16 protein-coding genes, 2 tRNA genes and 1 other RNA gene are annotated in these 22,406 nt (G+C 50.0%); 12 read left to right on the forward strand and 7 right to left on the reverse strand.

What is annotated here, in order from left to right; genetic code table 11:
• The first annotated feature begins 75 nt into the window (after window positions 1–75).
• Genes OGV71_RS16415 through narI form a run of 4 tightly spaced genes read left to right on the forward strand, consistent with a single transcriptional unit; the run spans window position 76 to window position 6,738 of the window.
• On the forward strand, window positions 76–3,819 hold the full coding sequence (locus OGV71_RS16415) for a nitrate reductase subunit alpha (RefSeq protein ID WP_003841311.1): 3,744 nt from the start codon (window positions 76–78) through the stop codon (window positions 3,817–3,819).
• Window positions 3,816–5,354, forward strand: coding sequence for a nitrate reductase subunit beta (gene narH, locus OGV71_RS16420; protein WP_016150347.1), 1,539 nt, complete (start codon window positions 3,816–3,818; stop codon window positions 5,352–5,354). The genes OGV71_RS16415 and narH overlap by 4 nt, the downstream gene beginning before the upstream one ends.
• Window positions 5,351–6,061: a nitrate reductase molybdenum cofactor assembly chaperone gene (narJ, locus tag OGV71_RS16425; protein WP_016150346.1), complete on the forward strand. Its 711-nt coding sequence runs from the start codon at window positions 5,351–5,353 to the stop codon at window positions 6,059–6,061. The genes narH and narJ overlap by 4 nt, the downstream gene beginning before the upstream one ends.
• A complete protein-coding gene (gene narI / locus OGV71_RS16430; protein WP_003020743.1) occupies window positions 6,061–6,738 on the forward strand; it encodes a respiratory nitrate reductase subunit gamma in 678 nt (225 codons plus the stop codon). The genes narJ and narI overlap by 1 nt, the downstream gene beginning before the upstream one ends.
• Before the next feature lie 236 nt (window positions 6,739–6,974).
• Here the strand turns inward: narI and OGV71_RS16435 are convergent.
• From OGV71_RS16435 to OGV71_RS16455, 5 genes are all read right to left on the reverse strand, one after another.
• Window positions 6,975–7,106, reverse strand: a non-coding RNA gene (locus OGV71_RS16435) — RtT sRNA.
• Between the two features lie 44 nt (window positions 7,107–7,150).
• Window positions 7,151–7,235 (reverse strand) — tRNA-Tyr (locus OGV71_RS16440).
• Window positions 7,236–7,372: 137 nt separating this feature from the next.
• Window positions 7,373–7,457 (reverse strand) — tRNA-Tyr (locus OGV71_RS16445).
• Between the two features lie 156 nt (window positions 7,458–7,613).
• Window positions 7,614–8,456, reverse strand: a complete 843-nt coding sequence (gene purU, locus OGV71_RS16450) for a formyltetrahydrofolate deformylase (RefSeq protein ID WP_003020737.1) — start codon at window positions 8,454–8,456, stop codon at window positions 7,614–7,616.
• 55 nt (window positions 8,457–8,511) lie between these two features.
• Window positions 8,512–8,967 (reverse strand): YchJ family protein, encoded by a 456-nt coding sequence (locus OGV71_RS16455; RefSeq protein WP_003020734.1) that lies wholly within the window; start codon window positions 8,965–8,967, stop codon window positions 8,512–8,514.
• A gap of 111 nt (window positions 8,968–9,078) precedes the next feature.
• On the opposite strand from OGV71_RS16455, the gene rssA reads away from it, so the two are divergent.
• The 3 genes from rssA to galU all read left to right on the forward strand — a co-directional run bounded on the left by rssA (window position 9,079) and on the right by galU (window position 12,207).
• On the forward strand, window positions 9,079–9,990 hold the full coding sequence (gene rssA, locus OGV71_RS16460; protein WP_003020732.1) for a patatin-like phospholipase RssA: 912 nt from the start codon (window positions 9,079–9,081) through the stop codon (window positions 9,988–9,990).
• 90 nt (window positions 9,991–10,080) lie between these two features.
• Window positions 10,081–11,094: a two-component system response regulator RssB gene (gene rssB / locus OGV71_RS16465; RefSeq protein WP_003841305.1), complete on the forward strand. Its 1,014-nt coding sequence runs from the start codon at window positions 10,081–10,083 to the stop codon at window positions 11,092–11,094.
• 204 nt (window positions 11,095–11,298) lie between these two features.
• On the forward strand, window positions 11,299–12,207 hold the full coding sequence (gene galU, locus OGV71_RS16470; RefSeq protein ID WP_003020727.1) for a UTP--glucose-1-phosphate uridylyltransferase GalU: 909 nt from the start codon (window positions 11,299–11,301) through the stop codon (window positions 12,205–12,207).
• A gap of 136 nt (window positions 12,208–12,343) precedes the next feature.
• On the opposite strand, the gene hns is transcribed toward galU, so the two are convergent.
• Window positions 12,344–12,757, reverse strand: coding sequence for a histone-like nucleoid-structuring protein H-NS (gene hns / locus OGV71_RS16475; RefSeq protein ID WP_003020723.1), 414 nt, complete (start codon window positions 12,755–12,757; stop codon window positions 12,344–12,346).
• Between the two features lie 610 nt (window positions 12,758–13,367).
• Between hns and tdk the strand changes: the two genes are divergently transcribed.
• Entirely contained in the window at window positions 13,368–13,985 is a 618-nt protein-coding gene (tdk, locus tag OGV71_RS16480; RefSeq protein ID WP_003020720.1) for a thymidine kinase, read from the forward strand.
• Between the two features lie 236 nt (window positions 13,986–14,221).
• Here the strand turns inward: tdk and adhE are convergent, their stop codons facing one another.
• A complete protein-coding gene (gene adhE / locus OGV71_RS16485; RefSeq protein ID WP_003020717.1) occupies window positions 14,222–16,900 on the reverse strand; it encodes a bifunctional acetaldehyde-CoA/alcohol dehydrogenase in 2,679 nt (892 codons plus the stop codon).
• Window positions 16,901–17,387: 487 nt separating this feature from the next.
• Between adhE and ychE the strand changes: the two genes are divergently transcribed.
• The 4 genes from ychE (at window position 17,388) to oppC (ending at window position 22,404) form a co-directional block, all read left to right on the forward strand.
• Window positions 17,388–18,035 (forward strand): NAAT family transporter YchE, encoded by a 648-nt coding sequence (gene ychE, locus OGV71_RS16490; protein WP_003020714.1) that lies wholly within the window; start codon window positions 17,388–17,390, stop codon window positions 18,033–18,035.
• Window positions 18,036–18,806: 771 nt separating this feature from the next.
• Complete coding sequence (gene oppA / locus OGV71_RS16495) at window positions 18,807–20,438, forward strand: oligopeptide ABC transporter substrate-binding protein OppA (RefSeq protein WP_003020712.1); 1,632 nt, start codon at window positions 18,807–18,809, stop codon at window positions 20,436–20,438.
• 122 nt (window positions 20,439–20,560) lie between these two features.
• Window positions 20,561–21,481, forward strand: coding sequence for an oligopeptide ABC transporter permease OppB (gene oppB / locus OGV71_RS16500; protein ID WP_003020708.1), 921 nt, complete (start codon window positions 20,561–20,563; stop codon window positions 21,479–21,481).
• Between the two features lie 14 nt (window positions 21,482–21,495).
• Complete coding sequence (gene oppC / locus OGV71_RS16505) at window positions 21,496–22,404, forward strand: oligopeptide ABC transporter permease OppC (RefSeq protein ID WP_003020701.1); 909 nt, start codon at window positions 21,496–21,498, stop codon at window positions 22,402–22,404.
• Window positions 22,405–22,406 lie beyond the last annotated feature (2 nt).

Below are 22,406 nucleotides of genomic sequence, written 5' to 3' on the forward strand. Positions count from 1 at the left end.
AGAGCGTTACCTTCGCTCTCAATCAAGCAATGTCGATTTATCAGAGAGCCGTCAGGCTCCTACAGGAGAAAACCGATGAGTAAATTCCTGGACCGGTTTCGCTACTTCAAGCAGAAGGGCGAAACCTTTGCCGATGGGCATGGCCAGCTTCTCAATACCAACAGGGACTGGGAGGACGGATACCGCCAGCGTTGGCAGCATGACAAAATCGTGCGTTCAACCCACGGGGTAAACTGCACTGGCTCATGCAGCTGGAAAATCTATGTGAAAAATGGTCTGGTGACCTGGGAAACCCAGCAAACCGATTATCCGCGTACCCGTCCGGACCTGCCAAACCACGAGCCTCGTGGTTGCCCTCGTGGTGCAAGCTATTCCTGGTATCTCTACAGCGCTAACCGTCTGAAATACCCGCTGATGCGCAAACGCCTGATGAAAATGTGGCGTGAAGCGAAAAGACTGCACAGCGATCCGGTAGACGCATGGGCCTCCATCATCGAAGACGCCGATAAAGCAAAAAGCTTCAAACAAGCGCGTGGTCGTGGTGGTTTCGTGCGTTCTTCTTGGCAGGAAGTGAATGAGCTGATTGCCGCTTCTAACGTTTACACCGTTAAAACCTACGGTCCTGACCGCGTGGCGGGCTTCTCGCCGATCCCTGCGATGTCGATGGTTTCCTACGCCTCCGGTGCACGATATCTGTCGCTGATTGGCGGCACCTGCCTGAGCTTCTACGATTGGTACTGTGACTTGCCGCCTGCGTCTCCGCAGACCTGGGGTGAGCAGACTGACGTTCCGGAATCTGCCGACTGGTATAACTCCAGCTACATCATCGCCTGGGGTTCCAACGTTCCGCAGACCCGTACCCCAGATGCGCACTTCTTCACGGAAGTTCGCTACAAAGGGACTAAAACGGTCGCCATCACCCCGGATTACGCTGAAATCGCTAAACTCTGCGATCTGTGGCTGGCTCCGAAGCAGGGCACCGATGCCGCAATGGCGCTGGCAATGGGCCACGTCATGCTGCGCGAGTTCCACCTTGATAACCCGAGCCAATACTTCACCGACTACGTGCGTCGTTACACCGACTTCCCGATGCTGGTGATGCTCGAAGAGCGTGACGGGTATTATGCGGCGGGTCGTATGCTGCGTGCCGCCGATCTGGTTGACTCCCTGGGTCAGGAAAATAATCCAGAGTGGAAAACTGTTGCCATCAATACCGACGGCGAAATGGTTGCGCCAAACGGTTCAATTGGTTTCCGCTGGGGTGAAAAAGGTAAATGGAACCTTGAACAGCGCGACGGCACGTCCGGTAACGAAACCGAACTACAGCTCAGCCTGTTAGGCAGCCAGGACGACATCGCTGAAGTCGGCTTCCCGTATTTTGGCGGCGAAGGCACCGAGCACTTTAGCAAAGTTGAACTGGAAAATGTTCTGCTGCACAAACTGCCGGTAAAACGCCTGCAACTGGCAGATGGATCTACTGCGCTGGTGACGACCGTTTACGATCTGACCATGGCCAACTACGGTCTGGAACGCGGTCTGAACGATGAAAACTGCGCCTCCAGCTACGACGATATCAAAGCGTATACCCCGGCATGGGCAGAGAAAATCACTGGCGTATCGCGCGCTCAGATCGTGCGTATTGCCCGTGAATTTGCCGATAACGCAGATAAAACGCACGGCCGCTCAATGATTATTGTCGGCGCGGGTCTGAACCACTGGTATCACCTCGATATGAACTATCGTGGGCTTATCAACATGCTGGTGTTCTGTGGTTGCGTCGGCCAGAGCGGCGGCGGCTGGGCGCACTACGTGGGCCAGGAAAAACTGCGTCCGCAGACCGGCTGGCAGCCGCTGGCGTTTGCCCTTGACTGGCAGCGTCCGGCGCGTCACATGAACAGTACGTCCTACTTCTATAACCACTCCAGCCAATGGCGCTATGAGACGGTTACGGCACAGGAACTGCTGTCCCCGATGGCAGACAAATCCCGCTATAGTGGCCATTTGATTGACTTTAACGTTCGCGCTGAACGTATGGGCTGGTTGCCATCTGCGCCGCAATTGGGTACTAACCCGCTGTACATTGCGCGTGAGGCGGAAAAAGTCGGGATGACACCGGTGGATTACACTGTTAAATCTCTGAAGGAAGGTTCTATTCGCTTTGCGGCTGAACAACCAGAGAACGGTAAAAACCATCCGCGTAACCTGTTTATCTGGCGTTCTAACCTGCTCGGCTCTTCCGGTAAAGGCCACGAGTACATGCTGAAGTATCTGCTGGGTACTGAACATGGTATTCAGGGGCTGGATCTGGGTAAACAGGGGGGCGTGAAGCCAGAAGAAGTGGAATGGCAGGATAACGGACTGGACGGCAAGCTGGATCTGGTCGTCACCCTGGACTTCCGTCTGTCGAGCACCTGTCTGTACTCCGACATCGTGCTGCCGACCGCCACCTGGTATGAAAAAGACGATATGAATACCTCGGATATGCATCCGTTTATTCACCCGTTGTCTGCCGCCGTTGACCCAGCCTGGGAATCGAAGAGCGACTGGGAAATCTACAAGGCTATCGCCAAGAAATTCTCTGAAGTTTGCGTGGGTCACCTTGGCAAAGAAACTGACGTAGTGACGCTGCCTATCCAGCACGACTCGGCCGCCGAACTGGCGCAGCCGTTGGATGTTAAAGACTGGAAGAAAGGCGAATGCGATCTGATTCCAGGCGTTACCGCGCCGCACATCATGACAGTTGAGCGTGATTACCCGGCAACCTACGAACGCTTCACGTCCATCGGCCCACTGATGGATAAAGTCGGTAACGGCGGGAAAGGGATTGCCTGGAATACCCAGAGCGAAATGGATCTGCTGCGCAAGCTCAATTACACCAAGGCTGAAGGCCCGGCAAAAGGCCAGCCGATGCTGAATACGGCGATTGATGCCGCTGAGATGATCCTCACCCTGGCACCGGAAACCAACGGTCAGGTGGCGGTGAAAGCCTGGGCAGCGCTGAGTGAATTTACCGGCCGTGACCATACGCATCTGGCGCTGAATAAAGAAGACGAGAAAATCCGCTTCCGCGATATTCAGGCGCAGCCGCGCAAAATTATCTCCAGCCCGACCTGGTCAGGACTGGAAGATGAACATGTTTCTTACAACGCTGGTTACACCAACGTTCACGAGCTGATCCCATGGCGTACGCTGACTGGTCGCCAGCAACTGTATCAGGATCATCAGTGGATGCGAGACTTCGGTGAAAGCTTGCTGGTTTACCGCCCACCAATTGATACTCGTTCGGTGAAAGAGGTGATGGGCGAGAAATCAAATGGTAACCCGGAAAAAGCGCTCAACTTCCTGACGCCACACCAGAAGTGGGGTATCCACTCCACCTACAGCGATAACCTGCTGATGCTGACGTTAGGTCGCGGCGGTCCGATCGTGTGGATGAGCGAAGCGGATGCGAAAGATCTGGGTATCGAGGATAACGACTGGATCGAAGTCTTTAACAGTAACGGGGCACTCACCGCCCGTGCGGTTGTGAGTCAACGTGTCCCGGCCGGGATGACCATGATGTACCACGCCCAGGAACGTATTGTGAATATTCCGGGGTCGGAGATTACCGAGCAGCGCGGCGGGATCCATAACTCGGTGACCCGTATCACACCGAAACCGACGCACATGATTGGTGGTTATGCCCACCTGGCCTACGGCTTTAACTACTACGGCACCGTAGGTTCGAACCGTGATGAGTTCGTGGTGGTTCGTAAGATGAAGAACATTGACTGGTTGGATGGCGAAGGCAATGACCAGGTACAGGAGAGCGTAAAATGAAAATTCGTTCACAAGTCGGCATGGTGCTGAATCTCGATAAGTGCATCGGTTGCCACACCTGTTCAGTAACCTGTAAAAACGTCTGGACCAGCCGTGAAGGTGCGGAGTATGCCTGGTTTAACAACGTTGAAACCAAACCGGGTACTGGCTTCCCCACTGATTGGGAAAACCAGGAAAAATGGAAGGGCGGTTGGATCCGTAAGATCAACGGTAAACTGGTGCCGCGCATGGGTAACAAAGCGCTGCTGCTGGGTAAAATTTTTGCTAACCCGCATTTGCCAGGTATTGATGACTACTACGAACCGTTTGACTTCGATTACCAGACTCTGCACAACACCCCGGCAGACAGCAAAGCACAGCCGATTGCCCGTCCGCGCTCGCTGATCACCGGTCAGCGTATGGATAAAATCACCAAAGGTCCGAACTGGGAAGATGACCTCGGCGGTGAGTTCGAGAAGCTGGCGAAAGACAAAAATTTCGAGAACATGCAGAAGGCGATGTACGGTCAGTTCGAAAACACCTTCATGATGTATTTGCCGCGTCTATGCGAGCACTGCCTTAACCCGGCGTGCGTGGCAACTTGCCCGAGCGGTGCCATCTACAAGCGTGAAGAAGATGGCATCGTGCTGATCGATCAGGACAAATGCCGCGGCTGGCGTATGTGCATCACCGGTTGCCCTTATAAAAAAATCTACTTCAACTGGAAGAGCGGTAAGTCAGAGAAGTGCATTTTCTGCTATCCACGTATCGAAGCCGGTCAGCCGACCGTGTGCTCCGAAACCTGCGTCGGTCGTATCCGTTACCTCGGCGTACTGCTGTATGACGCGGATGCGATTGAAAGCGCGGCAAGCACCGAGCATGAGAAAGATCTGTACCAGCGTCAACTGGACGTGTTCCTCGATCCGAACGATCCGGCTGTTATTGAACAGGCGCTGAAAGATGGTATTCCGCTGAGCGTTATCGATGCCGCACAGCAGTCTCCGGTTTATAAAATGGCGATGGACTGGAAGTTGGCGCTGCCGCTGCATCCGGAATACCGCACATTGCCGATGGTTTGGTACGTGCCGCCATTGTCACCGATTCAGTCTGCCGCCGATGCGGGCGAGCTGGGCAGCAACGGTATTCTGCCGGACGTTGACAGTCTGCGTATCCCGGTTCAGTACCTGGCGAACCTGCTGACAGCAGGCGATACTCAGCCGGTGCTGTTGGCGCTGAAACGTATGCTGGCGATGCGTCACTACAAACGTGCGGAAACCGTTGACGGTAAAGTCGATACCCGTGCGCTGGAAGAGGTCGGTCTGACCGAAGCTCAGGCACAGGAGATGTATCGTTATCTGGCCATTGCGAACTACGAAGATCGTTTCGTGGTGCCGAGCAGCCATCGTGAACTGGCGCGTGATGCGTTCCCGGAGAAAAGCGGTTGCGGCTTTACCTTCGGTGACGGTTGCCACGGTTCTGATACTAAATTCAATCTGTTCAACAGCCGCCGCATCGACGCTGTCGATGTGACCAGCAAAACGGAGCCGCACCAATGATTGAACTCGTCATTGTTTCGCGTTTGCTCGAGTACCCGGATGCTGCCCTGTGGCAGCATCAGCAGGAACTTTTCGATGCACTCGCGTCATCTGAGAACCTGGATAAAGAGGATGCCCAGACTCTGGGCGTTTTCCTGCGCGATCTAATCGCGCAAGACGTGCTGGATGTGCAGGCAAGTTACAGCGAACTGTTTGATCGTGGCCGTGCCACCTCGCTGCTGCTGTTTGAACATGTACACGGTGAATCCCGCGATCGCGGTCAGGCGATGGTTGACCTGATGGCACAGTATGAACAGCACGGTTTGCAGCTCGACAGCCGCGAACTTCCCGATCATCTGCCGTTGTATCTGGAATATCTTGCGCAACTGCCGAAAAGCGAAGCGCTAGGTGGCTTGCAGGATATTGCGCCGATCCTGGCTTTGCTCAGCGCCCGTTTGCAGCAGCGTGAAAGCCGTTATGCAGTACTGTTCGATTTACTGTTAAAACTGGCGAATACCGTAATCGACAGCGATAAAGTGGCTGAAAAAATTGCGGATGAAGCCCGTGATGATACTCCACAAGCGCTGGATGCGGTCTGGGAAGAAGAGCAGGTAAAATTCTTCGCCGATCAGGGGTGTGGCGAGTCGGAAATCTCCGCTCACCAGCGTCGTTTTGCCGGGGCCGTTGCGCCGCAGTATCTGAATATCACTACCGGAGGACAGCACTAATGCACTTCCTGAATACGTTCTTCTTTGACATCTATCCGTACATCGCGGGTTCTGTCTTTCTGATCGGCAGTTGGCTGCGTTATGACTACGGGCAGTATACGTGGCGTGCGGCCTCCAGTCAGATGCTGGATCGCAAAGGGATGAACCTGGCGTCAAACCTGTTTCACATTGGGATCCTGGGGATTTTTGCCGGGCACTTCTTGGGTATGTTAACGCCACACTGGATGTATGAAGCGTGGCTGCCGCTTGAAGTGAAACAAAAGATGGCGATGTTCGCAGGTGGCGCTAGCGGCGTAATGTGTCTGATTGGCGGTGTACTGCTGCTGAAACGTCGTTTGTTCAGCCCACGAGTGCGGGCTACCACCACCGGAGCGGATATTCTGATCCTCTCTCTGTTGGTTATCCAGTGTGCGCTGGGTCTGCTGACCATTCCGTTCTCCGCCCAGCATATGGACGGCAGCGAGATGATGAAGTTGGTGAACTGGGCGCAGACAGTGGTGACCTTCCATGGCGGAGCGTCTCAGTATCTGGATGGCGTCGCATTTATTTTCCGTGTGCACCTTGTGCTGGGTATGACGCTGTTCCTGTTGTTCCCATTCTCGCGTCTGGTACACATCTGGAGCGTCCCGGTCGAATATCTGACACGCAAATACCAGATTGTTCGTGCACGTCACTAATTGTATTTCTGTGAAAGATAAAACCCTGCTTCGGCGGGGTTTTTTTATGCCTGTTTGCCGGATGGCGGCGCAAACGCCTTATCCAGCCTACGCAGGTTTCAGCGAGCGCCGTAGGCCTGCGTAGTGCATCAGGCAATTTGTGGGCATGTGTCGAGTTTGTAGGCCTGATAAGCACAGCGCATCAGGCAAATAAAGGGCATTGCAGATTGATTATGTGTTGGTGCTTTATGAAGTGATGGTGGTGGGGGAAGGATTACTCAGCGCTGCGCGCTTCGCCCTTCGGGTCGTTGCCTGCGGCAACGCTTTCTCGCTAACGCTCGAATCGAACCTTGGTCAAAGCTTCTCATCCTTCCCGAATAGGAAAAATATGGGGCATTGCAGATTGATTATGTGTTGGTGCTTTATGAGGTGATGGTGGTGGGGGAAGGATTCGAACCTTCGAAGTCGATGACGGCAGATTTACAGTCTGCTCCCTTTGGCCGCTCGGGAACCCCACCAGGGGTATACTAATTTTGTGAATCTAAAAGAATGGTGGTGGGGGAAGGATTATTCGTCGCTTCGCTCCTCACCCTTCCCCGACAAGTGCAAACTTCTGTATTGCTCACCGGGATAACTACATCGCTGTAGTAAATAATGGTGGTGGGGGAAGGATTCGAACCTTCGAAGTCGATGACGGCAGATTTACAGTCTGCTCCCTTTGGCCGCTCGGGAACCCCACCACTGGGTAATGCTAATTACTGGCCTGCTTCCGTTGGAAGCGGGGCGCATCATATCAAATGATGCGCCCCTGTAAAGCATTCCGTTCATAAAAAAGAACTGGCTGCCTGATTTTTACACGTAAAGATGTAAAGGTAACCAATTAACTTATCAATCGATTACAGAATAATCGTTCGGTTACCGTAAACAAAGACGCGCTGAGCCAGAACCTGATACAGCGCACGGCTTAAAACATTTTTTTCAACGTCGCGACCCGCACGCATCATATCTTCGGCAGTGTAAGTGTGATCAACATGGATCACGTCCTGCATAATGATTGGGCCTTCATCAAGGTTATCATTTACGTAGTGGGCCGTCGCGCCGATGATTTTCACGCCGCGCTCATAAGCTTGATGGTACGGGCGAGCACCAATGAATGCTGGCAGGAATGAATGGTGAATATTGATAATTTTATTTGGGAAGCGTGAAACAAATGTCGGGGTCAGAACGCGCATGTATTTAGCCAGCACGACATAGTCCGGCTGGTGGGCGTCGATAGCGTCAGCCATTTTCTGATCATGTTCGTCACGTGTTAAACCTTCATGGCTGACCAGCTCAAACGGAATATCAAACCGTTCAACCAGAGGACGCAACGTCTCGTGATTGCCGATCACCGCGGCGATTTCAACATCCAGCCCGCCATAATTGGCCTTCATTAACAGATCGCCCAGGCAATGCGCTTCCTTGGTGACCAAAATGACGATGCGGCGGCGGCCTGCTGGGGTTAATTCACGAATTGAGCCTTCAGGTAAGGCGCTGTCCAGATCGGCAAGCAGCGTGACGTCGTTAAAAATGCCCTCCAGTTCGGTGCGCATAAAAAAGCGTCCGGTGCGGTGGTCCACAAACTCATTGTTTTGCACGATGTTCAGTTCATGCTTGTAACAGATATTCGTAATGCGCGCGATCAGACCTTTTTGGTCCGGGCAAATAGTACGCAGCACTTTTCTTTGTAATGAATGCATTTGCAGCGGTGATCCTGTTGAGAATGTTTGCAAAATTGATACTGTCGGGCGTTGATTAGCCGCAGCACTTTTTAAATTTTTTACCGGAGCCACAAGGGCAGGTATCGTTTCGTCCAATTTGAGGGCGTGTACCGTCTATATAGTACCACTGACCGTTTTCTTTTAAAAAACGAGAGCGCTCGATAATTGCACCTGTTTTACCTTGTTCAGAAAACCGCGCGACAAAACTGACATAGCCGGTATTTTCTGTGTCTGCCGTCTCTTGTTCAAAAACGGTCAGTCCGAGCCATTCTGTATGACTAAATCCTGCGATAATGTCGTCGCGAAACGAGGCCGCATGACAATCTGGATGCCAGGTCCTGATAAGGTAATCTGCGTCTTTCATCACAAAAGCACAGTAACGAGAACGCATGAGGTGTGACGGCGTAGGTGCTACTTGCGCGCCGGACACATAACGGTAGCAACATAGGCTATACTCGACAGCGCTACCACAGGGACAAAGCTGAGACACAAAGTACTCCCTGGAATATAAAAACGGCGTAAAAACGCCAGAGTGGCACTATGTTAACTGAGCGGTAGCGATGTTGCTACGTCTGCAAGCCAGGGGAAGTTTGTACGTATAATGAGAAAAATAAAAATTGGGCTGGCGCTAGGTTCCGGCGCGGCGCGAGGTTGGTCGCATATTGGGGTTATTAAAGCCCTTAAGCATATGGGCATCGATGTTGATATCGTGGCAGGGTGCTCCATCGGTTCGCTGGTTGGCGCTGCCTACGCCTGCAATAAGTTACCTGCTCTTGAAAAGTGGGTATGTTCTTTCAGCTATTGGGATGTTTTACGGCTGATGGATCTCTCATGGCGCAGGGGAGGTTTACTGCGCGGTGAACGGGTATTCAATCAGTACCGTAATGTCATGCCGGTAGAAGCAATTGAGCAATGCACACGCCGTTTCGCAACAGTTGCTACTAATCTGAGTACGGGGCGGGAGTTGTGGTTTACCGAAGGTGATTTGCATCTGGCTGTCCGAGCCTCCTGTAGTATTCCTGGTCTGATGTCTCCCGTGGCGCATAATGGTTACTGGCTGGTCGATGGCGCGGTGGTGAATCCCGTCCCTGTATCCCTGACTCGTGCGTTGGGGGCCGATATTGTTATCGCGGTCGACCTGCAACACGATGCTCATCTCATGCAACAAGATTTACTCTCCTTCAACGTCAATAGCGATGCCGAATCGGGTAATGATGCTGACGAGCTTTCATGGCATGCCCGTCTGAAAGAGCGATTGAGCAACATTACGGCCAGGCGTGCGGTCACGGCACCGACAGCGATGGAGATCATGACGACGTCTATTCAGGTTCTGGAAAATCGTCTGAAACGTAACCGCATGGCCGGCGACCCTCCAGACATACTGATTCAGCCGTTTTGTCCACAAATATCCACGCTGGATTTTCACCGCGCCAGTGCAGCAATTGCTGCCGGGCAGTTGGCGGTCGAGAAGAAAATGGATGAACTTCTACCCCTGGTGAAAACCAACGTCTAACGCATTTTTTATCAACACTTAAGCTAATTCTGACAGGCGTGAGTGGCAATAGCATGCCACTATTTATTAAAGCCAGTCAGGGGGGAGAATATGACGCAGCCATTGGTCGGAAAACAGATTCTTATCGTTGAGGATGAGCCGGTATTTCGCTCACTCATGGACTCATGGTTTTCCTCTTTGGGAGCGACAACGGCGGTGGCTGGCGACGGGCTTGAAGCACTTGAACTACTTGGACACTTCACACCAGACCTGATGATTTGCGATCTGGCTATGCCAAGAATGAACGGCCTCAAACTGGTTGAGTATCTACGCAATCGTGGCGATCAGACCCCGATACTGGTGATTTCTGCGACGGAAAACATGTCCGACATAGCCAAAGCGCTACGACTCGGGGTGGATGATGTCCTATTGAAGCCGGTGAAAGACCTTAATCGCTTGAGAGAAACCGTCTTTGCATGTCTTTATCCCAACATGTTTAATTCACGCGTAGAAGAAGAAGAGCGGCTGTTTCGCGACTGGGATGCGATGGTGGACGATCCTGCCGCCGCCGCGAAGCTGCTAAAAGAATTACAGCCTCCAGTGTCGCAAGTGATTTCGCACTGTCGCATTAACTATCGACAATTGGTAGTAGCCGACCAACCGGGGCTGGTGCTGGATATTGCGCCGCTGTCGGATCATGACCTTGCATTCTATTGCCTTGATGTGACGCGGGCAGGGGATAATGGTGTCTTGGCTGCATTATTATTGCGGGCGCTATTTAATGGTTTACTGCAGGAGCAACTGACACAACAAAATCAGCGGTTGCCGGAGTTAGGTACGTTATTGAAACAGGTAAATCATTTGTTGCGGCAAGCCAATTTACCAGGGCAGTTTCCCTTGCTGGTGGGGTATTACCACAGCGGATTAAAAAATCTGATTCTGGTATCTGCAGGGCTGAATGCGACATTAAATACAGGTTCCCACCAAGTGCAAATCAGCAATGGCGTTCCGCTGGGTACCTTAGGTAATACGTATCTTAATCAGTTGAGCCAACATTGTGAGTCATGGCAATGCCAAATTTGGGGGGCGGGAGGGCGCCTGCGCTTGATGTTGTCTGCGGAATGAACAATTGAGAGGCGTGCAAATGAAATTGGTTCACCCTCCCTGTGCTGTGAGTGCTACTATCAGCGCCAGATTTATTCGTATTTATCTTAATTATACCGACGCGCGTCCTTTTCAGACCAGAAGTTTGTCGCTGTACTGATATACTCGGATGCGATACAGAATGATGAACACGTTCAATACATGAACAGTCCAGGAGAGTTTTAAATGGCTGCCCTTAATTCAAAAGTCAAAAAAGCCGTTATCCCAGTTGCGGGATTAGGAACCAGGATGTTACCGGCTACGAAAGCAATCCCGAAAGAGATGCTACCGTTGGTTGATAAGCCATTAATTCAGTACGTCGTAAACGAATGTATTGCTGCGGGCATCACTGAAATTGTACTTGTAACTCACTCGTCTAAAAATTCTATTGAAAACCACTTCGATACCAGCTTTGAACTTGAAGCGATGCTGGAAAAACGTGTAAAACGTCAGCTGCTGGAAGAAGTGCAATCTATTTGCCCGCCGCATGTGACTATTATGCAGGTACGTCAGGGGCTGGCAAAAGGTCTGGGCCACGCAGTATTGTGCGCGCACCCTGTGGTTGGCGATGAACCGGTTGCTGTAATCCTGCCGGACGTAATTCTTGACGAATACGAATCTGATTTATCCCGCGACAACCTTGCCGAAATGATTCATCGCTTTGATGAAACAGGTAGCAGCCAGATTATGGTTGAGCCGGTAGAAGATGTTACGGCTTATGGTGTTGTTGATTGTAAAGGCGTTGAATTATCCCCGGGCGAAAGCGTCCCGATGGTTGGCGTGGTTGAAAAACCAAAAGCTGATGTAGCGCCTTCTAATCTGGCCGTTGTGGGTCGTTATGTCCTTAGTGCCGATATCTGGCCTCTGCTGGCTAAAACCCCTCCGGGAGCGGGTGATGAAATTCAGCTGACAGATGCAATCGATATGCTGATTGAAAAAGAGACGGTTGAAGCTTATCACATGAAGGGCAAAAGCCATGACTGTGGTAATAAACTGGGCTATATGCAGGCGTTCGTCGAATATGGTATTCGCCATAATACTCTCGGCGCTGAATTTAAAGCCTGGCTGGAAGACGAGATGGGTATTAAGAAGTAACCTTCTTGCATTATCTGGTCAGAACGGCGTTGTATTAACAGCGCCATTTTTTTATACCTAATCCGGGTAAGGCTGAGCGAAGTACCAGTAAAAAAAATCCCGCCAATGGCGGGATTTTAAGCAAAGTATTTCTGAATTATTCCTTGATCAGGAAATCGTCCAGTTGTTTACCTTGCTCTTCCATCGCTTTTTTGATCACTGCCGGTGTACGACCCTGGCCAGTCCAGGTTTTAGTTTCACCGTTTTCGTCAACATAGCTATATTTAGCCGGACGTGCAGCGCGTTTAGCTTTGGTGCCAGATTTAACAGCAGCCATGCTATTCAGCAGTTCGTTCGGATCAATGCCGTCAGCGATCAGCATTTCACGATATTGTTGCAGTTTACGAGTGCGTTCTTCAACTTCAGCGGCAGCAGCGCTTTCTTCTTCGCGACGCTCGCTAACTACAACTTCTAATTTTTCCAGCATTTCTTCAAGCGTTTCCAGAGTGCATTCTCTTGCCTGCGCACGAAGAGTACGGATGTTGTTCAGAATTTTAAGTGCTTCGCTCATTGTAGTAATCTCAAACTTATATTGGGGTGGTTTGTTGAGCTAATAATAGAGCGATAAATTCAGTTGTGCAATAGCCAGGAATGTAAGGAATTCAAAATTGCGCTTTATTTAGTAACAGAATTAATTCTCCTGTCTTAAATTCCCCATGATGTTGGGCATAAAAAAGGCTTATTGGCGAGGGGGCTTCTCAGCAGCTGAGAGTAAAAATTCAAGATTCAGGTCACATTTTATGGTGTACAAATAGTATCTCTTTGCAGTGATTTCAACCTTTTGTATTAGTTTTGCTTACGTGAATTCGCTAATACATGGTGAGAGTGGGTAGATTCAATAACAATATGGGAAGGGTTTCTTTATTGCCGTATGATGATAAGTGACATTGATAAATTTCATGAGCACTATTTGTGAAAGAGAGTGTATATACGCGTCCGAGCTCGGGCTGTATGGTCGATGGTTGTATGCTCTCTCACAACCTGCTACTTAAATTCAGGCGGCACTGAGCGGGCTTGCCCGCGCATTTATACGCCTTTGGGCGCAACGCTACACCGACACTTTCGTGAAATATGATACAATCCCGCGCATATTTATTTCCCCATGTGAGGGCCTTCGGTCAATGGCACAGCTATATTTTTACTATTCTGCAATGAATGCCGGTAAGTCGACTGCATTGCTGCAATCTTCGTACAATTATCAGGAACGTGGGATGCGTGCTGTTGTATATACAGCGGAAATTGATGACCGTTTTGGTGCAGGAAAAGTAAGTTCACGTATAGGTCTGTCGTCGCCTGCAAAATTGTTTAACCAAAATTCATCTTTGTACGAAGAGATTCGTGCTGAAAATGAGCAGCAAAGAATTCACTGTGTACTGGTTGATGAGTCGCAGTTTCTGACTCGACAACAGGTTTATGAATTATCTGAAGTTGTCGATCGGCTGGATATTCCTGTGTTGTGCTATGGCTTACGCACAGATTTCCGTGGTGAATTATTTGGCGGTAGCGAATACCTGCTTGCGTGGTCAGATAAGCTCGTTGAATTAAAAACCATTTGTTTCTGTGGGCGTAAGGCCAGCATGGTTTTACGTCTTGATCAGTCTGGAAGGCCCTATAACGAGGGCGAGCAGGTGGTTATTGGCGGGAATGAACGCTATGTGTCGGTATGCCGTAAACACTACAAACAGGCGCAGTCTGAGGGCTCTCTGACGGCGATACAAGAACGACACAGCCACGATTAACCTGCAGGCTTCTGAGCGCTTATAAATACAGGGTAGGCCGGGACATTCGTCAATATTCTCTACCCTGTCAGACTCTCTTCTGACGGCTATTCTCACATCTTCCTGAATACATCTCTTACCGTGCCATTCTATTCACATGGTTAAATTGGGGAGCACTCAATTTTCATAACACAAGACGAAAAAAAACGGTCCCAACTGGGACCGTTTATAGTGAAACTAAAACTTATCTGAGAAAATTAAGCGGATTTCTTCGCTTTCTTTTCTGCTTTCGGTGCAGCTACTGCTTCAGTCTTAGCGGTGGTCTGGCCTTCGCTGTACTCACGACCGTAGTATGTATCCAGCAGGATCTGTTTCAGTTCAGCAATCAGCGGGTAACGTGGGTTTGCACCAGTACACTGGTCATCAAACGCATCTTCAGACAGTTTGTCCACGTGTGCCAGGAAGTCAGCTTCCTGAACGCCAGCTTCACGGATAGACTTAGGAATACCCAGCTCAGCTTTGATTTCTTCCAGCCAGCCCAGCAGTTTCTGGATTTTCGCGGCAGTACGGTCGCCCGGTGCGCTCAGACCCAGATGGTCTGCGATTTCAGCGTAGCGACGGCGTGCCTGCGGACGGTCGTACTGGCTGAATGCAGTCTGTTTAGTCGGGTTGTCGTTCGCGTTATAACGAATAACGTTGCTGATCAGCAGGGCGTTCGCCAGACCGTGAGGAATGTGGAACTGAGAACCCAGCTTGTGCGCCATTGAGTGACATACACCCAGGAAGGCGTTAGCGAACGCGATACCGGCGATGGTTGCTGCACTGTGTACACGCTCACGTGCTACCGGGTTCTTAGAACCTTCATGGTAGGACGCCGGCAGGTTTTCTTTCAGCAGTTTCAGCGCTTGCAGAGCCTGACCGTCGGAGAACTCAGAAGCCAGTACGGAAACGTAAGCTTCCAGAGCGTGAGTGACGGCATCGAGGCCACCAAACGCACACAGGGACTTCGGCATATCCATCACCAGGTTGGCGTCAACAATCGCCATATCCGGAGTCAGCGCATAGTCTGCCAGCGGGTATTTCTGCCCAGTTGCATCGTCAGTAACAACCGCAAACGGAGTCACTTCAGAGCCGGTACCGGAAGTGGTGGTGACGGCGACCATCTTCGCTTTCACACCCATTTTCGGGAACTTGTAGATACGTTTACGGATGTCCATAAAGCGCAGCGCCAGTTCTTCGAAGTGAGTTTCCGGGTGCTCGTACATAACCCACATGATTTTCGCGGCGTCCATCGGGGAACCGCCGCCCAGCGCGATGATTACGTCTGGTTTGAAGGAGTTAGCCAGCTCAGCACCTTTGCGAACAACGGTCAGAGTTGGGTCAGCTTCAACTTCAAAGAACACTTCGGTTTCAACGCCAGCAGCTTTCAGAACGGAGGTGATCTGGTCTGCATAACCGTTGTTGAACAGGAAGCGGTCGGTCACGATGAGCGCACGTTTGTGACCATCGGTAATCACTTCATCCAGTGCGATTGGCAGAGAGCCACGACGGAAGTAGATAGATTTCGGAAGTTTGTGCCACAACATGTTTTCAGCTCGCTTAGCAACGGTTTTCTTGTTGATCAGGTGCTTAGGACCAACGTTTTCAGAGATGGAGTTACCACCCCAGGAACCACAACCCAGAGTCAGGGAAGGTGCGAGTTTGAAGTTGTACAGGTCACCGATACCACCCTGAGAAGCTGGGGTGTTAATCAGGATACGTGCGGTTTTCATCATCTGGCCGAAGTAAGCAACACGTTCTGGCTGGTTGTCCTGGTCAGTGTACAGGCAAGAGGTATGACCGATACCGCCCATCGCAACCAGTTTTTCAGCTTTAATGACTGCGTCTTCGAAGTCCTTCGCACGGTACATTGCCAGCGTCGGAGACAGTTTTTCATGAGCAAACGGTTCGCTTTCATCGACAACCGTCACTTCACCGATCAGAATCTTAGTGGTTTCTGGTACGGAGAAGCCTGCCAGTTCAGCAATCTTGTATGCCGGCTGACCAACGATAGCTGCGTTCAGCGCGCCATTTTTCAGGATAACGTCCTGGACTGCTTTCAACTCTTTGCCCTGCAGCATGTAGCCGCCGTGAGTCGCAAAACGCTCACGTACTGCATCATATACAGAGTCAACCACGACGACAGACTGCTCAGAAGCACAGATTACGCCGTTATCGAAGGTCTTAGACATCAGAACAGATGCAACAGCACGTTTGATATCAGCGGTTTCGTCGATAACAACAGGGGTGTTACCTGCGCCTACGCCGATAGCCGGTTTACCGGAGCTGTATGCCGCTTTAACCATGCCTGGACCACCGGTCGCAAGGATCAGGTTGATGTCAGGGTGGTGCATCAGCGCATTAGACAGTTCAACGGAAGGTTGATCGATCCAGCCGATCAGATCTTTCGGTGCGCCAGCAGCGATTGCAGCTTGCAGAACGATGTCTGCTGCTTTGTTAGTTGCATCTTTTGCACGCGGATGCGGAGAGAAGATGATGGCGTTACGGGTCTTCAGGCTGATCAGCGATTTGAAGATAGCGGTAGAAGTTGGGTTAGTGGTTGGAACGATACCGCAGATGATACCAATTGGTTCCGCAATGGTAATGGTACCGAAAGTGTCGTCTTCAGACAGCACACCACAGGTTTTTTCATCTTTGTAAGCGTTGTAAATGTATTCAGAAGCAAAGTGGTTTTTGATCACTTTATCTTCGACAATACCCATGCCGGATTCGGCAACGGCCATTTTCGCGAGAGGGATTCGAGCGTCTGCGGCAGCCAGAGCGGCGGCGCGGAAGATTTTGTCAACCTGTTCTTGAGTGAAACTGGCATATTCACGCTGGGCTTTTTTTACGCGCTCTACAAGTGCGTTAAGTTCAGCGACATTAGTAACAGCCATGATGCTCTCCTGATAATGTTAAACTTTTTTAGTAAATCATCTGCTCGATACGAGAGTATAGACAGACCGACGAAAATTTGTGTAACGGTTTGAAAATCAAACGGTTAATTAACGTCCACTTTACTTTGATTTACTAAAAGAGCTTATACGCTAGTGCCAGTTAACTCTAACGCGTTACCTCCAGGTGGCGTAAGCAAGATTACTCACTTCTGAGTAGTAATTGCGTGATCTGGATCAAAAATTCGCAAAGCTGACACCTTTCAGCAGGCCCTTTTAGCGTTTCTCGTTAAGTGTTAATAAATTGACGTAATGAATGCTAATAACGTTAGCATAATTCATACATATTAATAACACTGAGTATTGGTAGCGTATTTACGTAGATATACGAAGATAGAAGGTGAAGTATGCTGACAAAAGGCGTATCTTCAGCGCGGATTTTATCAATTTTTATGACTCATTTTATCCGGCTAACGCTTCGGAGCTAACCGTGATCCAAACGCTATTTGATTTTCCTGTCTATTTTAAATTTTTCATTGGGTTATTTGCGTTGGTCAACCCGGTAGGGATCATCCCTGTCTTTATCAGTATGACCAGTTATCAAACTGCTGCAGCGCGAAACAAAACCAACCTTACGGCAAACCTGTCGGTCGCTATCATTCTGTGGACTTCGCTGTTTCTTGGTGATGGTATTCTGCAACTTTTCGGTATCTCAATAGATTCGTTCAGGATTGCCGGCGGCATTCTGGTTGTGACTATCGCGATGTCAATGATTAGCGGAAAACTAGGGGAAGATAAACAAAACAAACAGGAAAAATCAGAAACTGCAATTCGTGAGAGTATCGGCGTTGTACCGTTGGCATTGCCGTTGATGGCGGGCCCGGGGGCGATAAGCTCAACTATTGTTTGGGGTACGCGATATCACAGTGCGATTAACCTGTTTGGCTTTTTTGTCGCGATTGCGCTGTTTGCCCTGTGCTGCTGGGGGCTGTTTCGCATGGCGCCATGGCTGGTACGACTGTTGGGACAAACTGGCATCAACGTCATTACGCGTATTATGGGGCTACTGTTAATGGCCTTGGGTATCGAATTCATTGTTACAGGTATCAAATCCATTTTCCCTGGTTTGCTGGCCTGATATCTCTCTTCTGTACAAACGGAGTCGGTCCCGGCTCCGTTTCCTTTCATTATCAGTAAAACTTCTCACTAAAGTTGAAAATCAGCATAGTGATAATAAAAAATGCTGATGGTTATTCATTTGTTTATTCATTGATTTTATGAATGTAACGCTCATCCATCTGCCAGAGAGAGCCTGATATCGCTGTTATTTAATTAACATCATACTCTGGGGCTTGCTGAAGGATTATCGAAATGTTATTAGTTATTTCAGCGTTTTTTTCAGTTGAATGTGCTAATTAATAACCAATTGTTAAATTTATGTGCATTTTGACGTGGTGTTGACACCTGACAGGGTAGTTAACACCCGGCTTGATGTAATTTATTGTTTTTTATGGGTTTATTGTAAAAAACCTTCATTCGTAAGACTTTCTTTGTGAGATTTATTTCCAATAAAAGAGAATTGGTTAACAAATTTGTAAAATGTATTGGCGGTTAAGAAACGCATTTGATACTTTCCGGCCAGGTATTATGCAGAAGAATTCACGTTGATGAGAATCATTTGCAGTTAGTTTCTCTCAACAGGGTAATAGCGTGTTTCCGGCAGGGGAGGCACGTAGATAATCGACGAAAGGCGGTCATACGAACCGCCAGAATAAATAAAGTCGGTGATAGCAAGCAGTAAAACAAAAAACGACCTGACGGCAGAAAATCTCCGGTGCCGTACAGTGATCCTGACAGGATTAACAGTCTGGTTAAAAAACCAGCCATAATAATGAGGGAGTACAACACAATGACTAACATCACTAAAAAAAGTTTAGTAGCTGCGGGGATCTTAACTGCGCTAGTCGCTGGAAATGTTGCCACGGCGGCAGTAGTGCCAGCGGGTGTGCAGCTTGCTGAAAAGCAGACTCTGGTGCGTAATAACGGTTCGGAAGTGCAGTCACTCGATCCCCACAAAATCGAAGGTGTACCTGAATCCAACATTAACCGTGACCTGTTTGAAGGTTTATTAATCAGTGATGTCGATGGCAAACCATCGCCCGGCGTGGCTGAAAAATGGGAAAATAAAGATTTTAAAGTCTGGACATTCCATCTGCGTAAAGATGCTAAGTGGTCTGACGGCACGCCTGTTACCGCGCAAGATTTCGTGTATAGCTGGCAACGTTTGGCTAATCCAAATACTGCATCACCGTACGCCAGTTATTTGCAGTACGGTCACATCGTCAATATTGATGATATTATCGCCGGCAAAAAACCGATCACCGATCTCGGTGTAAAAGCTCTCGACGATCATACTTTTGAAGTCACCCTCAGTGAACCTGTTCCTTATTTCTACAAACTGCTTGTGCACTCTTCTGTTTCACCAGTTCCTAGAGCTGCTGTTGAAAAATTCGGCGAGAAGTGGACCCAGCCCGCTAACATCGTTACTAACGGTGCGTATAAACTGAAAGACTGGGTTGTGAACGAGCGCATTGTGCTTGAGCGTAATACCAACTATTGGGACAACGCCAAAACGGTTATTAACCAGGTAACCTACCTACCTATTTCTTCTGAAGTGACTGACGTTAACCGCTATCGCAGCGGTGAAATCGACATGACCTATAACAACATGCCGATTGAGTTATTCCAGAAACTGAAAAAAGAGATCCCGAACGAAGTCCACGTTGACCCGTATCTGTGCACCTATTATTACGAAATCAACAACCAGAAAGCACCGTTCAACGATGTTCGTGTTCGTACCGCCCTGAAGCTGGCGTTGGATCGTGACATTATCGTCAATAAAGTGAAAAACCAGGGTGACCTGCCGGCGTATAGCTTTACTCCTCCATACACCGATGGCGCGAAACTGGTTGAGCCAGAGTGGTTCAAGTGGTCTCAGGAAAAACGTAATGAAGAAGCGAAGAAACTGCTGGCTGAGGCCGGATATACCGCTGAGAAACCGCTGACCTTTGACCTGCTGTATAACACTTCAGACCTGCATAAGAAGCTGGCTATTGCCGCGGCATCTATCTGGAAGAAAAATCTGGGTGCTAATGTGAAGCTGGAAAACCAGGAATGGAAAACGTTCCTCGATACGCGCCATCAGGGCAACTATGATGTTTCACGTGCGGGCTGGTGTGCGGACTATAACGAACCGACGTCCTTCCTGAATATGGTGCTGTCCGACAGCTCCAATAATACCGTCCACTATAAGAGCCCGGCATTTGATAAGCTGATTGCGGATACGCTGAAAGTGACGGATGAAGCGCAGCGCAGCGAACTGTATTCGAAAGCGGAACAGCAGCTGGATAAAGATTCTGCGATTGTACCGGTTTATTACTATGTTAATGCCCGCCTGGTGAAACCATGGGTTGGCGGATACTCCGGTAAAGACCCGATGGATAATATCCACGTTAAAGACTTGTATATTATCAAGCATTAATGGCAAGACGTGGGGCAATCATTTTTGCCCCACAGTGTCTTTTTTCTTCGAACTATTAATACCGCTTTACCTGAACGTCGGGGTTAAAGAGGTATAAAGGCACACGCCAGAAGGTACGGGCAATGTTAAAATTCATATTACGTCGCTGTCTGGAAGCGATTCCGACGCTGTTTATTCTTATTACGATTTCATTCTTTATGATGCGCCTTGCGCCCGGAAGCCCATTCACCGGGGAACGCGCGTTACCGCCAGAGGTGCTGGCGAATATTGAAGCGAAATATCATCTTAACGATCCTATCTCGACGCAGTATTTCAGCTATCTGAAACAGCTGGCGCATGGCGATTTTGGACCATCCTTTAAATATAAAGACTACACGGTTAACGACCTCGTTGCTTCGAGTTTTCCGGTTTCTGCGAAGCTGGGTGCGGCAGCCTTTATTCTGGCGGTACTCGTCGGCGTTAGCGCCGGGGTGATAGCCGCGCTGAAGCAAAATACACGTTGGGATTACACGGTGATGGGGGTGGCAATGACTGGGGTAGTTATCCCCAGTTTCGTGGTCGCTCCCTTATTGGTCATGATATTTGCCATAACCTTGAAATGGCTGCCCGGCGGGGGCTGGAACGGTGGGGCGTTGAAATTTATGATCCTGCCAATGGTGGCCTTGTCACTGGCCTACATCGCCAGTATCGCTCGTATTACTCGTGGTTCGATGATTGAAGTGCTGCACTCTAACTTTATTCGTACCGCGCGCGCCAAAGGGCTGCCGATGCGGCGGATTATTTTCCGCCATGCGTTAAAACCTGCGCTGTTGCCAGTGCTGTCCTATATGGGACCGGCATTTGTCGGCATTATCACTGGTTCGATGGTTATTGAAACCATCTATGGTTTACCTGGCATTGGTCAGTTGTTCGTCAACGGTGCGTTAAACCGCGACTATTCGCTGGTTCTGAGTCTGACCATACTGGTGGGTACTCTGACCATCGTGTTTAACGCGATTGTCGATGTGCTTTATGCCGTTATCGACCCGAAAATTCGTTACTGATACTGGAGCTCGCTATGATGTTAAGTAAGAAAAACAGCGAAGCGCTGGAGAATTTCAGTGAAAAGCTGGAGGTCGAAGGCCGCAGCCTGTGGCAGGACGCGCGTCGACGCTTTATGCATAACCGAGCTGCGGTAGCAAGCCTGGTGGTGCTGGTAATTATTGCGCTGTTCGTGACGCTCGCGCCGATGCTGTCGCAGTTTACCTACTTCGATACTGACTGGGGCATGATGTCCAGCGCGCCGGATACGGAATCAGGCCACTATTTCGGTACTGACTCGTCGGGACGCGACCTGTTGGTGCGCGTGGCGATTGGCGGGCGCATCTCGCTAATGGTCGGCATTGCGGCGGCGTTGGTCGCGGTGGTTGTCGGTACGCTGTACGGTTCTCTGTCGGGCTACCTCGGCGGAAAAATCGACTCGGTGATGATGCGTCTGCTGGAAATTCTCAACTCCTTCCCGTTCATGTTCTTCGTGATCCTGCTGGTCACCTTCTTTGGGCAAAATATCCTGCTGATTTTTGTCGCTATCGGGATGGTCTCCTGGCTGGATATGGCGCGTATCGTGCGTGGACAAACGCTGAGCCTCAAGCGCAAAGAGTTTATTGAAGCGGCGCAAGTGGGCGGGGTGTCTACCGTGCGTATCGTTATCCGCCATATTGTGCCGAACGTGCTGGGTGTGGTGGTGGTATACGCTTCATTGCTGGTGCCGAGCATGATCCTGTTTGAATCCTTCCTGAGCTTTTTGGGATTAGGTACGCAGGAGCCGTTAAGTAGCTGGGGCGCTCTGCTCAGTGATGGTGCCAACTCAATGGAAGTCTCACCATGGCTGCTGCTGTTTCCGGCAGGTTTCCTGGTGGTCACTTTGTTCTGTTTTAACTTTATTGGCGATGGCTTGCGTGATGCCCTCGACCCGAAAGACCGTTAAGG

Origin of the sequence: Citrobacter sp. Cf088 (assembly GCF_030334295.1) — a bacterium.
GTDB lineage: Bacteria > Pseudomonadota > Gammaproteobacteria > Enterobacterales > Enterobacteriaceae > Citrobacter > Citrobacter freundii.

What these genes read in the sequence shown, in the direction of transcription:
- narI (WP_003020743.1), top strand. Translation starts at nt 6,061, where the DNA reads ATGCACTTCCTGAATACGTTCTTCTTTGACATCTATCCGTACATCGCG.
- tdk (WP_003020720.1), top strand. Translation starts at nt 13,368, where the DNA reads ATGGCACAGCTATATTTTTACTATTCTGCAATGAATGCCGGTAAGTCG.
- adhE (WP_003020717.1), bottom strand. Translation starts at nt 16,900, where the DNA reads ATGGCTGTTACTAATGTCGCTGAACTTAACGCACTTGTAGAGCGCGTA.
- narJ (WP_016150346.1), top strand. Translation starts at nt 5,351, where the DNA reads ATGATTGAACTCGTCATTGTTTCGCGTTTGCTCGAGTACCCGGATGCT.
- oppB (WP_003020708.1), top strand. Translation starts at nt 20,561, where the DNA reads ATGTTAAAATTCATATTACGTCGCTGTCTGGAAGCGATTCCGACGCTG.
- purU (WP_003020737.1), bottom strand. Translation starts at nt 8,456, where the DNA reads ATGCATTCATTACAAAGAAAAGTGCTGCGTACTATTTGCCCGGACCAA.
- hns (WP_003020723.1), bottom strand. Translation starts at nt 12,757, where the DNA reads ATGAGCGAAGCACTTAAAATTCTGAACAACATCCGTACTCTTCGTGCG.
- narH (WP_016150347.1), top strand. Translation starts at nt 3,816, where the DNA reads ATGAAAATTCGTTCACAAGTCGGCATGGTGCTGAATCTCGATAAGTGC.
- galU (WP_003020727.1), top strand. Translation starts at nt 11,299, where the DNA reads ATGGCTGCCCTTAATTCAAAAGTCAAAAAAGCCGTTATCCCAGTTGCG.
- rssA (WP_003020732.1), top strand. Translation starts at nt 9,079, where the DNA reads ATGAGAAAAATAAAAATTGGGCTGGCGCTAGGTTCCGGCGCGGCGCGA.
- OGV71_RS16415 (WP_003841311.1), top strand. Translation starts at nt 76, where the DNA reads ATGAGTAAATTCCTGGACCGGTTTCGCTACTTCAAGCAGAAGGGCGAA.
- rssB (WP_003841305.1), top strand. Translation starts at nt 10,081, where the DNA reads ATGACGCAGCCATTGGTCGGAAAACAGATTCTTATCGTTGAGGATGAG.
- oppC (WP_003020701.1), top strand. Translation starts at nt 21,496, where the DNA reads ATGATGTTAAGTAAGAAAAACAGCGAAGCGCTGGAGAATTTCAGTGAA.
- oppA (WP_003020712.1), top strand. Translation starts at nt 18,807, where the DNA reads ATGACTAACATCACTAAAAAAAGTTTAGTAGCTGCGGGGATCTTAACT.